Origin of the sequence: Campylobacter sp. RM12647 (assembly GCF_020138135.1) — a bacterium.
Lineage (GTDB): Bacteria > Campylobacterota > Campylobacteria > Campylobacterales > Campylobacteraceae > Campylobacter_E.
Window position 1 is genome coordinate 1 of record NZ_JACGAS010000004.1, and the last position, 17,150, is coordinate 17,150.

A 17,150-nucleotide genomic window follows, 5' to 3' on the forward strand; every position below is an offset into this window, starting at 1 on the left:
GTGATTGCGATTTTATTAGCATCATTTTTTTCATAATTTAAAAATTCAAAAAATTCAGTTAAACCATTTTGCATAGCAATCATAGGATTTAAAGATTTTTTGATTAAATAGTATAAAATTCCTATAACTACAATAATAAATATTATAAACTCATAAATCGAATTCATCATACTATTGTGAATAGTATCATCAATATTTGCCTTTGGCATAATTGAGCAAACATCATATCCTGTTAATTTATCTTCTAAACAATAAGCTATATATTCTTTATCATTTTTATTAAATATAAAATTACCACTATTATCATTTTTATAATAATTTTGTAATTTACTTACAAATTCTTTTTTCCATTCAGGATTTCCTAAATCATCTTTATTAGAACTTGAAATAATCTCATCATTTTTATCCAGAATTATCGTGCTAGAATTTTTTAAAGAATTTGCTCTAGTAATCTCATCGCTAAAATCATCAATTAAAATATTACCACCAACAACAGCTACTATTTTATTATCAATTACTACAGGTGCAAAAATAGTTGTGGCTGATTTTTTACTTGAAACATCTTGATATACTGAAGATAAATTTGCTTGCTTTAATTCTAAAGCTTCTTTATACCAAGCTCTAGTTCTACCATCAAAATTAGGGATTAATCTAAAAGTTAAATCAGATTCAGCCTTATAAACATCGCCATTTGTTAAACCTACAAATAAACCTTTAAAATCTAAAATCTTATTATCATCTTCTATTATTTGCTTAATAAAATTTGGGCTTACATCTTTTGCTTCTTCAAATTTTTTAGCAATTTTTTTAATATTATTTAATTTTACATCTATATAAGAATTTATATATAAATTCTTTAAAGTTATATCATTTCTATTTAATTCATTGTAATTTGAATTAATAATAGTTTTAACTCTATTTAATTCGTATGAAGTTAAAATTACTGATGCAATTATTAAAACTGCGGTAAGATATATGGAAATTTTTTGTGATAGTTTCATTTAAATCCTTTTTTGTAATAATTTAAAAAGGCGTAGTATAAATAAACAAAGTTAAATAAAACTTAAGTAATAATAATTATTAATTAAAAATATTAACTAAAAGAATACAATTTTAATCCTATTTTAAACAAGAATTTAAAATAGGACTTTATATTTATTTATCAATATTTTTTAAAGCCATTACGAATTGAATTCTATTCTTAACCCCTACTTTTTGATAAATAGTTGAAGTTATAGCCTTTATAGTTCTTTCGCTAAGTTGCAAAATATTAGCAATTTGTGCGTTGTTTAATCCATCTTTTATATAATTTGCAACTACTTTTTCTCTATCAGTTAATAATTCATATAAATCATTATTATCTTGTTTATAGCTTTGATTAATAAGACTTATCATATTACTAATAATATCAGGCAATAACCATATACCGCCATTACTAATACAATTAATTGCATCTATAAAGTGAATTTTTTGCATTCTTGCGTTTGCATACCCTTTAGCATTGCCATTTAAAAACGCTTGAGATTCTATAAAATTTGGATTTTTTGATATAGCTAGACATTTAAAATTATATTTTGATAATTCTTTTATACTATCAATATTATCGCAAATTATAACATTAGCATCTTTGTATTTAGCTATTATTACATCTAAATAATTTGTTGAATATACATTAAAATCATTCAATATTTCTTCTAAATAAGTTCTTAGCTCTTTATCTTCTACATTTATAATTATTTGCATTATCTTTCCCTTAAAGCATTTTGTTTGGTTTTAAATATTGGTTTTAATAAATAATCTAATATAGTCTTTTTACCAGTAACAATATCAGCATTTACTATCATACCCACTTTGATATTTAGTGGGTGTTCATCTGTTCCTAGATGATTTTTTTCTGTTACGATTTTTACTAAATAAAAACTCTCTCCTTTATCATTGGTTTCTGTATCGGCACTAATTTGCATAACTTGTCCTTCAAGTCCGCCATAAATACTAAAATCATAAGCACTTACCTTAATAATAGCTCTTAAACCTTCTCTTAAAAATGCCACATCAGCAGGTTTAACCTTAACTTCAGCAATCAATCTATCATCAAGTGGAACTATTTCAGCTATATTTTCACCTGGCTTGATTACTCCTGAAACAGTATGAACATTAAGCTTTGAAACTATACCATTTACAGGGCTTTTTACTAAGGTTCTATCAACCCTATCATCAAGACCTATTTGACTTTTATTAATTCTAGCAATTTCAGCATTTGTTTCATTTAGTTCTTTTTTAGAATCATTAATAAAACCTAATCTTATTTCATTTAATGTAGCTTCTAATTTAGGTAGCGATAATCTTGCTTGAGATAATTCACCCCTAATATCATTTAATTGTCTGCTAATTTGTAAATATTCAACTTCACTCACACTACCTTTTTTATAAAGACTATAAGTCAAATCATTTTGTTTAGATACTAAATTATAACTCGTGCTTAAATGGTTGATTTTTGATTTTAGTTCCTTTATTTCGCTTTCTTTTTGAGAAATTTTTTCTTTTAATTGCTCTATATTACTCTCATATAAACTTTGTTCGTTTTTTAAAGTCTGTGGGAAAATTTTATTTACTTCATCTTCGCTTAAAATACTAATATCAAATTCTTTACTATTTGCTTGAGCAAAAAGCCTAATTTTTTTAGCCAAAAGCTCACTAATTTTTACTTCACTCTCGCCTAAAGAACTCTCAAAACTTTTATTATCAATCTTAAGTAATACTTGACCTTTTTTTACAACATCACCTTCTCTTACTAATAATTCTTGAACTATACCACCTTCTAGGTTTTGAACTACTTGATTTTGACCACTAGGCACTACCTTGCCCTGCCCCCTTGTAATCTCATCAATCTCTGCTACACTCATCCAAGCAATCAAACCAATTACACAAGTAATAATTATATAAAGCATAGTTTTTGTTTTTTGAGAGCTTTTTGATAATACAGCTTGTGATAAGCTATTCATAAAATCTAAATCATCTTTTGTATAGTTTTTCATTTACTAGCTCCTAACTTTGCTAAAACTTCTTCTTTACTTCCATCTAAAACTACCTTAGCATTATCAATTACAATTATTCTATCAACTAGATTAAGAAGTGATTGTTTATGAGTAATTACTATTAATGTTTTATCTTTGCAAGCTTCTTTTAAATTATTTATAACTTTTGCTTCTGTTTGAGTATCTATTTGATTTGTTGGCTCATCTAATAGCATAATAGGTGTATTTGTTATAAACGCTCTTGATATTGCAATAGCTTGTCTTTGACCCCCACTTATACCTTCTCCACGCTCATAAACAGGCATATCAAATCCAAGTGGGTGAGAATTTACAAATTCACTAACGCAAGAAATATTTGCAGCTTTTATAATTTCTTCATCACTTGCATAAGGTGCTTTATAAACTATATTTTCTCTTAAAGTGCCTTTAAATAGCATAATATCTTGAGAAACATAACCAATATGTTCTCTTAAATCCACTGGGTCAATTTGCTCAATATCAATACCATCTACATGAATACTGCCTTTACTTGGCTCATAAAGTCCCATAATTAATTTTTCTATAGTTGTTTTTCCACTACCATTTTTACCAATAATTGCAACTTTTTCTCCAGCATTAATCTTAAAGCTAACATCACTTAAAGATTCTTTTTTAGCTTCTGGATAAGCAAATGAAACATTTTTAAACTCAATACCACCTAAGAAATTATTTCTTCTTACGAATTTTTTGCCATTTTCACGCTCTACTGGCATATTCATAATATCATTAAGGCTCTTATAAGCTGTTTTAGTCTGCTCGTAATTTGATATAAGAGAAGCTACCTGACCCATAGGAGATATTGCACGAGAACTTAAAATCACACTAGCAACAAGACCACCCATACTAAGCTCCATATCCTTAATCATATAAACACCTAATACAACAATAGCAATAGTGTTAAATTGAACTAAAAACCCTGTAACCATAGGAATAGAACTAGATAATAATTTATTTTTTATACTTTTATTAGCAATTTCTCCTGTTGCTTCTTCGTATATCCATTGAGAAGAAGATGCTGCACCTAAAGTCTTAATTGTCTCAAGTGTATTTAAACTCTCAATTAAAACACCATTTTTAAATGCACTTGCTTGATATGTGCTTTCTATTGAAGTTTGTAAAGGTTTTCTAATACTAAATGTATAAATTAAAATAAGTATCATCACAACAACAGGAACTACTACTAAATGCCCTGCTAGAAAATAAATTGTTGCTAAAAATATTATACAAAATGGCAAATCCACAATAGCAGCAATACTAGCATTTGCAAAAAAACTTTTAAGCGTATCAAATTCTTTTAGATTTTGTGCAAAAGAACCAACACTAGCAGGTCTAGAACTTAATTTAATATCCAACACTCTTTCATAAATTAATGAGCTCATAATAATATCGCTCTTTTTTGAAGCTGTTTCTAAAAAATAAGCTCTAACTAATTTAATAATCATATCAATTGTATAAACAACAAATACTCCTAAAGCTAAAACCCATAAAGTCTCAATTGCATTATTAGGCACAACCCTATCATAAACATTCATTGTAAAAAGCGGACCTGCTAAAACAAATAAGTTTATGATAAATGAAGCTAGTAAAACATCTACATAAATTGATTTTGATTTTTTAAGCGTATCCCAAAACCAATGCTCATTAGGGTTATTTTTAAGATTATTTATTTCATTTTTAATAACAAATTCTCTTTTTAAATAAAAAGCATAGCCTAAATATTCTTCTTCAATTTCTGCTTTGCTAACCAATGTAGCTGCACCATCAAATCCTGGAAAAATAATACTTAATTTATCATTATCTTGAAAACTTTGTAAAATACATGCTTTTTGGTCTTTTAGCATTAAAATACAAGGCAATACTAAATTAGGAATATCTTTTAAATCTTTTTTCACTAATGTGCTAGCAAAACCAGCTCTTTTTGCAGCTCTACTAAAAAGAGATTTTTTATTATTTTTTGAAAATAGCTCTATACCGCCTAAATTTTTATCATAAGGCAACCCAGCCGTAAGTGCTTCGGCACTATAAGGATTGTTATAAAGCTTAGTAAGAATAACTAGACAATCTAGCAATTCATCTGTTTTTGTATTTATCATATTTCTTCCTTAACTTTACTTGTGTAATTTCCTTGAACTAAATTAATATTTAATTCTTTTATTTTGTTGTAAGTTTCTTCATCTTCTATACCTATTGCAATTATTTTTATTCCTTTTGAATTTAAGATAATTTCTAAAGCATTTTTAGCCCCACTAGCATTAACATCTTCTAATAAATCAAGCAATGTTCTTGCCTGAACTTTAATATAAGAAATATTTAATTCATTTAAAATACTTAAGTTTTCTTTGTTTAAAGTAAAATGGTCAAGCCCTAAAGCTATATCATAAGTCTTAGCAAATCTTGAAAACTCAATAAGATTTCTAATATTTAATTCCTTACTCATAGCAAGTTCTAAATAAACTTTTTCATTTTTTCTAGTTTTGAATATTTTTTCTAATTTTTGATAATTTTCTGCTTTTATTAAATCATTTGAAATATTTACAGAAATTCCTGATTTAAATTCTTCACTTAAAGCCTTACTTAATACATAAATATCTAATTCTTTTGATAAATTAAGCTCATTTACAATAGGCATAAAATAAGAAGCATTTTTTAATTCATTTTTATATTTTAATCTCAAATATAATTCTTTATGATATACATTATTATCAGTATCTAAAACTTCTTGGCTAGCAAAACAAAAATCATTATTATTCATAGCGTTATAAATAAATGTTCTAAATTGCTCTTTACCTAAGATAATATTATCAGAATTATTTGATTTGTTTAAAGAATAATTAGTCTTATTTTTAATTAACAATAAGTCTAGTTCAGCAAGAATTTCATTTAGCTTTTTTCCTTCATAAGAACTTAAAGAACTGCTTATTAAAAACTCACTATCATCAAGTCCAAATTCTTTAAATAAATCTTTTATTTTATTTAGATAATTTACGCAGTTTTCTTCAAAACCTAAAGAATTCTCGCCTAAAACAGCGAAATCATTTTCATTAATTGAAAACACACATTCACTATCAAAAACCTTATCATTATCTCTTAAAATATCTGATAATCTTCCTAAAAATTCCATAGATTTATTAAAACCTAAAATCTTTTTTAGATTATAAGTTTCTTTAATACTTAATAAAAAGCAATATCCATTTGAATATTCTTCCCTACTTTTAATTGATTCAAATTTATTTATAAAATATCTTCTATTAAATAGCTTAGTTCTTTCATCTTTATAAAGCAAATCATTGTATTTATCTAGTGTTTCACTCTCTTTATCAAATATATCTTTAACCTTACCTACCATTGAGTTCATTGCCATTACCATTTTTCTAACTTCTTGGGTAAATGGTAGTTTATTTTGTATTATAAACTCGTGTTCAAGTATAGCTTCTGCTTGTTTTCTAACCTTATTTAGTGGTGCTAAAATCGCTTTTAGTGAAAAATAAATTAAAATCATAGAAACTATAAAAATAATCACTAAATTAATAAACAATTCTTTAAGGGTTGTATAAAGTTGCTCGTAAGCAAATGCAGGGCTAATTTGCACATAAATAGTGCCTATTTTATTCCATTGTCTAATCTCAAAACTCTCAACAGGAGTGCTAATATTTACAAGTTTTACAAATAAATCACTAACTCCATAAAATACTTTTTCTTTACTTTTATCATAAACTATCTCATCATTTGCGTCAGTGAATTTAATTTCTTGATAATATCCACTATCAAAAATAGCATTAATCATAAGCTCAACGCTATCTTTATCAACATTATCTAAAGTAGCAATTGATAATCCTAGTGAAGTTGCTGTATGCTTTGCATTTGCACTTAATTGCTCGTTTATAAAATCATTTGTAGTTTGATAGTTTTTAACACCAACAATAGCTATTATAATTAATATAAAAACTATAGCACCTAATAAAATTTGCTTAAATAAAGTCATAAATCACCCTTTTTTAAATTCTCTAAATAACTAGACCAATCTTTTGTATATTTTGAAGATTTTGCCGATAATTTACCGCTTGATGCTTGTTGTGCTAAAAATAAGTCTTTAGCATTAAACGATAACACAGGCTTTAAATCAACTCTTTTATTTGCTCTTTTAATTGAATTTGTATTACTATCTAAAATAAAAGGAATATCGTTAGGTTTTTCATAATATGCTAAAACCATATGAGAAATCCATTTGCCATTTAAATTAGCATATACGTATGTAAAAAATAATTTTTCTTCACTAACTCCTAAATCAAGTAAAGTAAGATATTTTGCGATTACGAAATCTTCGCAATCTCCAAAACCCTTTCCAAGCGATTCAAATCTATTAGCCCAATAATCAGTCTTACCCCAAGTTATCATATCATCTTGCCATTTTATAATACTTGGGTCATTAAAAAATTCATTAACTTTTACTAATTTATTTGCATCATTTGTATTTTGTATATCTTGCATTAGCTTATCTAGTTTTTCAAGTCTTTTAACACTAACTTGTCCGTAAGTCTTCTCCATTCTAACATAAGTTTGTGGTTTAATGAACGAAGAACTAGATAAACTAATACCGATAAAAAGAGTGAATAAAATCACTCTTTTAAAAATTCTACTATACATCAATTACTTAATATCAGAGATTGAGCAAGCTTTATTAATGTATTGTTTTGCATAACCATTAACAAAACCTTCAGAAATTACACCCATATTATCAAGCATTTTGTATTGGGTTAATAAAATATTGCTCTTTGTATTAATTAATTCTTTAGCAGCTGAAAAATATTCGCTTTGAGCATCTAATACATTGATTAAATCTCTTTTACCAATTTTAAATTCATCTTCATAAGTTAAAAGTGTAGATTTAGCGTATTCAACATAATCATTTAAATAATTTAATTTATCATTACTAATTTTATATGAATTAAATGCGTATGAATTGCTTTCTTCTAATTCTCTTAAAGTAGCATTATAATCCATTTGACTTGCTAATGCCCCTATTTTACTTTTTTCAACATTTAGCTTATCTTGACCTTTATTAAATAGGTTGTATGAAAATCTTAAATAAGCACCTGCTGAAGTATCTTTAGTATCTGCTTGTAAATCTCTAAAGATTTTATCTTTTGCATAGTTTGCACTTAATTCTAAGTCTAATTTAGGTAAATAATTTCCTTTTTTAACCTTTGTTTCATATTCAAGCACATTGATATTTTCAGCTTGAATTCTCACACTTGGATTACATTTTTTACTAATTTCATTTAAGCCTTCAACTGAACTAGGAATTGCATAAGTAAATTCTGGCATTACAAGAGAATTAATATCTACATTTTTACCAAATAATCTTGTAAATCTTGATTCAGCATCTTTAAAATCGTTTTCTGCTGATAATAAGTTATTTTTAGCAAGTGCTAAACGGCTTCCTGCTTGTCTTTCTTCACTAGCTCTTGCAAAACCTGAACTTGTTCTATCTTTGATTAGAGCATAAATATCTTCGTGAGCTTTTACATTTTTTTGTGCTATTTCAAGTAATAGTTTAGTTTTTATCATATCTAAATATGCTTTAGTGCTATCATATACGATTTCATTTGAATTTTGAATTACTTTATAAGCTGTAGAATTTGTAATGTGGCTTTGTTGAGCCTTGCCATTCATATCTTTTCCACCATTAAATAAGTTTTCTGTTAAAACTATTGAAGCATCGTGAGTTGTGCCTGTTCCTTTTTGTTCAGGTTGTACATTAACTTTTTTCTTTTTATTAACATATCCACCATTTGCATATACATTTAACATTGGATAATATTCAGCACTTGCTATATCTAAGTCTTTTAAAGATTTTAAATATTCTTGTTTATAAGTATTTACACTTGGGTTTGTATCAAGAACACTAGCAATCATTTTATTTAAAGTAATTGAATTAGCGTCTTCAACATTGTTAAATGCAGGAATATTTAAACCATTATCATTTTTTTCATCTAAACTATCTAACATACTTGAAACAGATGAATTATTATCTACAACAGCTGGTTCGCTAGTTAATTCGTCATTGTTTAAATTAGTATCTACTTCACTATCAACCTTAGAAAATTTAGGTTCATTTGGTTTTCTAGTCGTAAAATAAGCGTCTTTATAGATAGAATTTGAGCGAAGATAGTTTCTAATCTCTGTTACTTTTGATTTAGACATATCAGCAGTTTCAACAACTACGGTGTGATATGTGCTATTGTTTACACTTTGTGGGTCACTAGCTCTTGCTTTTACCACCAATTCATTAGCGTATTTGCTACTATTAACAACTTTTTCAATATTTGATTTTATTTTGTTTAATGTAGCATAATCGTCTTTTTTAAAGCTGGCTATGAATATATTATATTCAGCTGCGTGCAAGCAACTAGCCGCAATAATAGATGTGATTAATGTTTTTTTCATCATTGTTCCTTAAGTTTAAAAATAAATTAAAGGTATTACTTTAATTAATTAAACTTAATATTTCCATAGATTTTTTACTTTTTTTTATAAAAAATTTTAATCTTATATAATTTTTAAGTAATTATTAAAAAATTATTTTATTTTTATAAAATTTAAAAATATTATTAATGATAAAACATCAGCACTTCCACCAAAACTAATGTTTTTACTTGAGTATAAATTATTTAATTTATTAATAATTTTTATTATTTTACTATCATCATATTTACTAAGTTTTAAGCAAGTATTTTTTACTTGTAAATAATTATCATAATTATAATTTAATCTTTTTATTAAACTCGTATCATCTATTAAATATACGATATAAAATAAAGTCTTTAACAAACTTATATCATTTTTAATCTCAAAAGCTTGATAGAATTTAAAAGCCTTAAAAGTATTTAAAAATCCTTTCTCAACCTCATCTCTTATCCCCTTAATCCCAAATCTTTGAAAGCAAATCCCACCGATTGAATTAAGGTTATTATTTAATTCATTTTGACATAGATTTACACATAAATCTTTTGTAATTTTTGAGATATTTTCAAGCGATAATTCATCTTCACTTTTGCTACAAGCAAAAATCATAATCGCAAACAAAAATAAAGCACCTTTATGAGTATTTATATTATTTGTGGCGTTAAACATAGATTTTTCTGCTATTTGACCTATTTTTTTAAGCCTAATAAAATCATTTCTTTTTGATAATTTTGCTAAAGTATAAAAGCTATCAAAATATTCTCTTAATTCACTTACGCTATCTAAAAAGGTATAAAAGTTCATATCATTATGAGAATTTGAACTAAATCTATCAACCAAGCCGATTTTAGGAGATAAGCTAACTTCATACAATAATGCCTTTAAAGCAGCTTTGCTAAAATTATTTTTAATACTTTTATTTATGCAAATATGCACATAAAAATCATCAAATAATTCATCAATTTTTTTATATATGCTAGATTTTGTATGAGTGTTATTTCTTTGACAAACTATGGCTAATTCATCACATAAAAAGCACTTCCTACCTGCATTTCTTAACTTAATTGTCTCGTTATTAAAATACACATCAAAATCAAATAATCTTGAAAAATTATATTTATTTTCTAAAGATATAGTGAGTTTTTTTATATTTAAAGCTTCATCATCAATCGCAAATAAGCAAAATAATTCATCTAAATTAACACTATAATTTATGATATTTCCTAAACTAAGCGCTTCGTTAATTCCGAATAAAAACAACTCTTTAACTTCACTAATATTAGCTATTTTATACATATAAGGAAGATTTAGACTAAAGCAAATTACAGGGGTTTTATAAATATTTTCGTATTCAAGTCTTGCATTAAATCTCTTTTCTTTTTGTTCTAAAACTAGCTGAAGCAAATCTTTTTGCATAATTTCAAATTCCTTAAATGATTTTAATATAATGTATCTAAAAAACTATTAGGAATTTTAAATGAGATTATTTACAAAAATTACTTTAACATTTTTTTTAATTTCTTTTATAGTTTTAAGCATTACTTCTGTTTTTATTTTTATACAAAGCAAAAAATTAATTGAAAACGAAATTACTCATAAAATAGAAGCAATATCAAAAACTCTAGCAAAAAATATTAATATAAATAATCCTAATTTAAATGAAGATATAAACACATTAAGTAAAGAATTAAATCTTGATTTCATAGTAATAATAGATAAAAATCAAAAGCGACTAACCCACCCTAATAAAGATTTAATAGGCACTTTAGTAGAAGGCGGGGACGCTAAGCAAGTCTTAAACGGACAAGGACATTATATCTCAATAGCAAAAGGTTCTTTAAAACGCTCAATTAGAAGCTTTAGCCCAATTTATAAAGATAATCAAATTATAGGTGCTGTAATAGTTGGAGTATTCGTAGATTATCTAAATCAAATAATTTTAGAAGAAAATAAATATAATTTTATTTTGATAATTATTTTTATAATAATCATTTTAATACTAGCAAAAATACTAAATAAAAATATAAAAAACATATTATTAGGTTATGAACCAAAACAAATAGCTAATTTAGTTGCAAGACAAAACGCTATCTTGCAATCCTTAAATGATGGGATAATTGCAGTAGATGATAAAAACACCATTACTTTAATAAATGATAAAGCTAAAGATATTTTTAAACTAGCCTTAGTAGATAATGATTTAATAGGAAAAAATGCCAATATTATCCCACATTCAAATATGCAAAAAGTATTAAATACAAAAATAGCTGAATTAAATCAAGAGCAAATATTAAACGAAATCACAATTTTAACAAATAGAATTCCATACTTTATAGATAATAATATAGCAGGAGTTGTAGCGTCTTTTAAAGATATAAAAGAAGTTAAAAAATTAGCAAATGAGCTAATAGATGTCAAAAAATACGCCGAAGCCCTAAGAGCAAATCATCACGAATTCTCAAACAAACTTCACATAATAAATGCCTTATTAGAAAATAATAATATAAATGAAGCAAAAAATTATTGTGATGAATTGATTTTAAAAAATAAAGAGAATTTAAATAAATTATTATGCAATATCAATGATAAAGTAATCCTAGCTTTTTGCGAAAGCAAATTCGCCTTTGCAAAAGAATTGAAAATCAATATAAATCTTAATAAAAAATCATTTTTAGATAATTTAAATGATAGTAATTTACAAAATGATATTATTAGCATTCTTTCAAATTTAATAAATAATTCAATAGACGCATTAAGCAATACAGAAAATAAAAATATAGAAATATTTATAAAAAATAATAAAAACTACCTAAAAATTCAATGCAAAGACAATGGCTGCGGCATTCAAAATAAAGAAAACTTATTTACTAAAGGCTATTCTACTAAGGGTGAATTTAGAGGATATGGACTTTATTTATGTGCTAAAATTGTTGCTAATTATGATGGAACAATAAGTGTTAGTAAATTAAAAAATGGAAGCTCTTTTAGTGTAATTTTAAGGATTAATAATGATTAAGACAATAATAGTTGAAGATGATTTGATGGTGCAAGATATTAATAAAAACATTCTTTTATCAGTAAGTGAGTTTAAATTACTAGCTTGTTTTACTAAAGTAGATGATGCTATAAATTATTTGCTAAGTAATGAAATAGATTTAATATTGCTTGATTTAACCTTGCCAAATACTGATGGAATTGAGCTTATTAGAAGAATTAAAAGTGAGTTTAGTAAGATTGATATTATTGTAATTTCTGCTAGAAATGATAGCTTAAGCTTACAAAAAAGCTTAAATCTAGGAGTAATTGATTATATTCTAAAACCATTTAAACAAAATAGGCTTGAAAGCTCGCTAAATCAATATAAGTTAAGAAGAAATCTACTAAATAGCAAAATCAATCAAGAAAATATTGATAAAGCTCTTTATAAACAAATTGATGAATTACCAAAAGGAATTGATAAAAATTCTTTAGCTCTTATAAAAGATAAAATAAAAGAATTTAATACTTGGTTTAATGTCAATGAATTAGAAAAACTAACAAATATTTCTAAAATATCTCTTAGAAAATATCTAACTTATTTAGAACAAATTAATTACATTACTTCAAAACTAGAATATAAAGCCAAAGGAAGACCACAAATATATTATAAATTAAACTAATTTACTTATTTTAATTATTTAAAAGCTTTTTTAAATTACTTAAATTTACAAAATCTTAATTCTTCTTAAAATGAAAACTCAAATTATTTTTAAAGGAGTTTTTATGAAAGAAAGACAAATAGGTGGTGTAAATTTATACGCATTTTGTGTATTTGCACTTATTGTATTTTTCACTTGCTATTTTGGAAAACTTCCTAAAGATATGGTAGGCGGACTTGCTATTACTATGATTTTAGGAATACTGCTTGGCGAAATTGGTATGAAAGTGCCTATTTTAAAAAATATTGGCGGACCAGCTATATTAAGCATTTTTGTTCCATCTTGTATGGTTTATTATGGTTTATTAAATCAAAACTCAATAGATGCTATAACATTTTTCATTAAGCAATCTAATTTCTTATACCTTTATATAAGCGTTTTAGTAGTTGGAAGTATATTAAGTATGAAACGAGCAATTTTAATTGCAGGGTTTTTAAAAATGTTTATACCTTTATTTATAGGAACTTTTTTAGCTATTATAGTAGCATATTTAATAGGTTCAATTACTAGTATAGGCGGAACTCACGCTGTATTTTATATAGCAATTCCTATCTTAAGTGGCGGAGTTGGAGAGGGAATTATCCCACTAAGTGTTGCTTATTCAGAAATTTTAGGAAATGCCAATTCATCAAATATAATAGCACTTCTAGCACCTGCTGCAATGCTTGGAAACTTATTTGCAATTGCTTATGCAGGATATTTAAAAAATCTAGCTCTAAAAAAGCCACATTTAAGTGGAAACGGGCTTTTAGTAAAAACTAAAGAAGAAAATATCAATTCTTTAAATAACGATACCTTGCCTTTTGATATTAAATTAATGGGTGCTGGTTTGCTCGTTGCGGTATGCTATTTTTTAATAGGAAAATTATTAAATATGATAATTTCAATTCCTGCTCCAATTATTATGATTATTATGGCTGCTATTACAAAAGTTTTAAACATAATGCCAAAAAGCCTAGAATACGGAGCTAATTTCATATATCAATTTGTAAGCAAAAACCTAACTTGGGCTCTTTTAGTAGGTGTTGGAGTTATTTGGACACCTTGGAAAGATGTAATTGCTGCAATTAATATTGCTTTTATAATAATTTGCTTTAGCGTAGTTACTACTATGGCACTTACTGGGTATTTTTGTGCAAAGTTTTTAAATATGTTTGAGATTGAATGCTCTTGCGTTATGGTTTGTCATTCAGGACTTGGTGGCACAGGAGATGTTGCAATTCTAGGCTCTTGTAATAGAATGGAGCTTATGCCATTTGCACAGATTTCAACTAGAATTGGTGGGGCTTGCACGGTTATAGCTGCTACATTTTTATTTGCACAATTTGGAGTTTAAGATGATTAGCGTTGGAACTATTGAATCAAATGATTGTTTAATTAATATTCAAAAACATAAGGAATTTCAAATCGTATTTATAAATGAAGAAGAAAATCCTTATGCAAAACATATTAAGAACTTAATTCAAAATTATTGTAAAGAACACAAAAATACAAATGTTTTAATAGAGATAAATGATAAAGGTTCTTTAGATTTTTGTATCTTAGCAAGGCTAAAAACAGCATTAGAAAGGTTAGAAAAATGAGAAGAACATTGCTATTTATACCAGGAAATAATGCAGGAAATATTCAAAACGCAGGATTATTTGGAGCTGATGCTATTATATTTGACTTAGAAGATGCAGTAAGTCCTATGCAAAAAGATAGTGCCTTAAATCTAGTTTGCAATGCCTTAACTATGCTAAATTATGAATGTGAAAAAATAGTTAGGATTAATTTAGAGTATGCAAAAAACGATATTTTAGCACTATCAAAAACTAAAATTAATAGCATATTAATCCCAAAAGCTGAAAATATAGAAGAGATTAAAGAACTTATCAAATACACTAAGAATTTAAATCCAAAAATTGAAATTTTACTTTTAATAGAAACTCCACTTGGCTTATTGAATGCTAAAGAATTAGCATTTTTAAATGGCGTTAGTGCTATTTGCTTTGGTGCAGAAGATTATACGAGCGAAATTGGTGCAAGAAGAAGTGAGAGTGGAGTTGAGATTGATTTTGCTAGAAATTATTTATTAAATGTATGTAAGGCTGCAAAAATAGATGCAATAGATACTCCATATACAAATATAAATGATGAAAATGGATTAATAGCCGATACAACTTATATTAAAAATCTAGGATTTGATGGCAAATTAGTAATTAGCCCAAGGCATATTGATATTATTCATAATTGCTTTAAACCTAGCGAAAAAGAAATAATCTGGGCTAATCAAGTCCTAAACGCTATAAAAGAAGCCGAACTTAAAAAAAGTGGAGTAATTTCACTAAATGGCAAAATGATTGATGCGCCTATTGTTAGTCGTGCTAAAAAGATTTTAAAGGAAATTCTATGAATATTGATTATATTAAAGATTATGGAGAAGTAATTGCTTTTAACGGAGCATTTAGCTTAAAACCTAAAGAAAAAGCATTTAAAAAACATATAAAATTATCAAACCCAACTGATAATAAAGTCTATACAAATGTAAAAGAATTAATCAAAAAAACAGGCTTAAAAAGTGGAGATACAATATCATTTCATCATCATCTAAGAAATGGAGATAAAGTAGTAGGAATTATCTTACAAGCTTGTGAAGAGCTAGGCATAAATGATTTAAAACTAGCAATTAGTGCAATTTTCCCAGCTCATGATTTTTTAGTAGAATATGCAAAAAAAGGAATAATAACTCAAATAGATACAAACTATTGCACAGGAAAAGTCGCAAATGCTATTTCTCGTGGAGAATTTAAAAAAGTAGCTATTTTTAGAACCCACGGCGGTCGTGCTAGAGCAATTTATGCTGGGGATTTAGAAATTGATGTAGCATTTATTGCAGCAAGTGCAACTGATAACACAGGGAATATAAACGGCACTATGGGCAAAAATGCCTTTGGCTCAATCGGTTATGCTATGCCTGATGCAGACTTTGCTAAAGTTAGCGTTGCAGTAAGTGATACTATATATCCTTATCCATTAAGCAATCCTAGTATTACTCAAGATAAGATTGATTATGTTTTAATGGTTGATGAGATAGGTGATCCAAATGGTATTAAATCAGGCACAACTGATATTACAAAAGACCCAATTCAGCTAAAAATTGCTAAAACAACGGCTAATTTAATAGATGAAAGTGGGCTTTTAAAAGATGGTTTTTCATTTCAAACAGGAGCTGGTGGGATAAGCCTTGCAAGTGCTCATTATGTAAAAGAAATTATGAAAGAAAAAAATATCAAAGGCTCATTTATTATGGGCGGAATAACTGCATATTTAGTTAGTTTATATAATGAAGGGTATTTTAATAATATTTTTGATGTTCAAGGTTTTGATTTAGAAGCTTTAAAATCATTGCAAACTAATCCTAATCATTACGAAGTTAGCTCAAGTTTGTATGCAAACATTCACACAAGCTCTCCTATAGTAAATAGACTTGATTGCGTTGTTTTAGGAGCAACTGAAGTTGATACTAATTTTAATACCAATGTAATGACTAGTTCAAATGGATATATTATGGGCGGAAGTGGTGGGCATAGCGACGCTGCTGCAGGAGCAAAACTAGCAATAATTACTACTAATTTAATTAGGACTAGAAAAGCTATCGTTAAAGAAAAAATAAACTCAATTACAACTCCAGGCGAAAGCATTAATGCACTTGTTTGTGAATACGGAATTGCACTAAATGATAAAACTTTGGCAAAAACCTTAAAAAACTCAAGGCTAAAAATACTTGATATAAAAGACTTAGCTAGTATTGCAAATAATATTTGTGGAGTTTGTGAATATGAAAAATCAAATAAAAGAATAGTAGCCGTCGTTGAATATCGCGATGGCAGTGTAATTGATGTAATAAGACAAGTCTAAAACAATTAAAGAA

14 protein-coding genes are annotated in these 17,150 nt (G+C 26.5%); 6 read left to right on the forward strand and 8 right to left on the reverse strand.

From position 1 onward, the window contains the following. From AVBRAN12647_RS02385 to AVBRAN12647_RS02420, 8 genes are all read right to left on the reverse strand, one after another. Positions 1-1,001 (reverse strand): cache domain-containing protein (locus tag AVBRAN12647_RS02385; protein WP_336607021.1); only part of this gene is annotated, 1,001 nt, incomplete at its 3' end. Between the two features lie 154 nt (positions 1,002-1,155). After that, complete coding sequence (locus tag AVBRAN12647_RS02390) at positions 1,156-1,743, reverse strand: response regulator transcription factor (RefSeq protein ID WP_214118426.1); 588 nt, start codon at positions 1,741-1,743, stop codon at positions 1,156-1,158. Next, a complete protein-coding gene (locus tag AVBRAN12647_RS02395; protein WP_214118428.1) occupies positions 1,743-3,035 on the reverse strand; it encodes an HlyD family type I secretion periplasmic adaptor subunit in 1,293 nt (430 codons plus the stop codon). The genes AVBRAN12647_RS02390 and AVBRAN12647_RS02395 overlap by 1 nt, the downstream gene beginning before the upstream one ends. Further along, positions 3,032-5,167: a type I secretion system permease/ATPase gene (locus tag AVBRAN12647_RS02400; protein ID WP_239803607.1), complete on the reverse strand. Its 2,136-nt coding sequence runs from the start codon at positions 5,165-5,167 to the stop codon at positions 3,032-3,034. Before AVBRAN12647_RS02400 ends, AVBRAN12647_RS02395 begins: the two co-directional genes overlap by 4 nt. Next, positions 5,164-7,056 (reverse strand): bifunctional diguanylate cyclase/phosphodiesterase, encoded by a 1,893-nt coding sequence (locus AVBRAN12647_RS02405; protein WP_214118432.1) that lies wholly within the window; start codon positions 7,054-7,056, stop codon positions 5,164-5,166. Before AVBRAN12647_RS02405 ends, AVBRAN12647_RS02400 begins: the two co-directional genes overlap by 4 nt. Next, complete coding sequence (locus tag AVBRAN12647_RS02410; RefSeq protein WP_214120625.1) at positions 7,053-7,718, reverse strand: transglutaminase-like cysteine peptidase; 666 nt, start codon at positions 7,716-7,718, stop codon at positions 7,053-7,055. Before AVBRAN12647_RS02410 ends, AVBRAN12647_RS02405 begins: the two co-directional genes overlap by 4 nt. 3 nt (positions 7,719-7,721) lie before the next feature. Beyond that, a complete protein-coding gene (locus AVBRAN12647_RS02415) occupies positions 7,722-9,521 on the reverse strand; it encodes a TolC family protein (RefSeq protein WP_336608566.1) in 1,800 nt (599 codons plus the stop codon). A gap of 132 nt (positions 9,522-9,653) precedes the next feature. Further along, positions 9,654-10,955 (reverse strand): triphosphoribosyl-dephospho-CoA synthase, encoded by a 1,302-nt coding sequence (locus AVBRAN12647_RS02420; RefSeq protein ID WP_336614638.1) that lies wholly within the window; start codon positions 10,953-10,955, stop codon positions 9,654-9,656. 61 nt (positions 10,956-11,016) lie between these two features. Between AVBRAN12647_RS02420 and AVBRAN12647_RS02425 the strand changes: the two genes are divergently transcribed. From AVBRAN12647_RS02425 to citF, 6 genes are all read left to right on the forward strand, one after another. Next, positions 11,017-12,555, forward strand: coding sequence for a sensor histidine kinase (locus AVBRAN12647_RS02425; RefSeq protein WP_336609373.1), 1,539 nt, complete (start codon positions 11,017-11,019; stop codon positions 12,553-12,555). Further along, positions 12,548-13,198: a response regulator gene (locus tag AVBRAN12647_RS02430; RefSeq protein WP_214118448.1), complete on the forward strand. Its 651-nt coding sequence runs from the start codon at positions 12,548-12,550 to the stop codon at positions 13,196-13,198. Before AVBRAN12647_RS02425 ends, AVBRAN12647_RS02430 begins: the two co-directional genes overlap by 8 nt. Before the next feature lie 103 nt (positions 13,199-13,301). Then, positions 13,302-14,573, forward strand: a complete 1,272-nt coding sequence (locus AVBRAN12647_RS02435; protein ID WP_336609374.1) for a 2-hydroxycarboxylate transporter family protein — start codon at positions 13,302-13,304, stop codon at positions 14,571-14,573. 1 nt (position 14,574) lies between these two features. After that, positions 14,575-14,820 (forward strand): hypothetical protein, encoded by a 246-nt coding sequence (locus AVBRAN12647_RS02440; protein WP_336609375.1) that lies wholly within the window; start codon positions 14,575-14,577, stop codon positions 14,818-14,820. Next, positions 14,817-15,632 carry an HpcH/HpaI aldolase/citrate lyase family protein gene (locus AVBRAN12647_RS02445; RefSeq protein ID WP_239803603.1) on the forward strand — a complete coding sequence of 272 codons (816 nt, stop codon included), beginning with the start codon at positions 14,817-14,819 and terminating at the stop codon, positions 15,630-15,632. Before AVBRAN12647_RS02440 ends, AVBRAN12647_RS02445 begins: the two co-directional genes overlap by 4 nt. Then, complete coding sequence (gene citF, locus AVBRAN12647_RS02450; protein ID WP_336614639.1) at positions 15,629-17,137, forward strand: citrate lyase subunit alpha; 1,509 nt, start codon at positions 15,629-15,631, stop codon at positions 17,135-17,137. The genes AVBRAN12647_RS02445 and citF overlap by 4 nt, the downstream gene beginning before the upstream one ends. Positions 17,138-17,150: the final 13 nt, after the last annotated feature.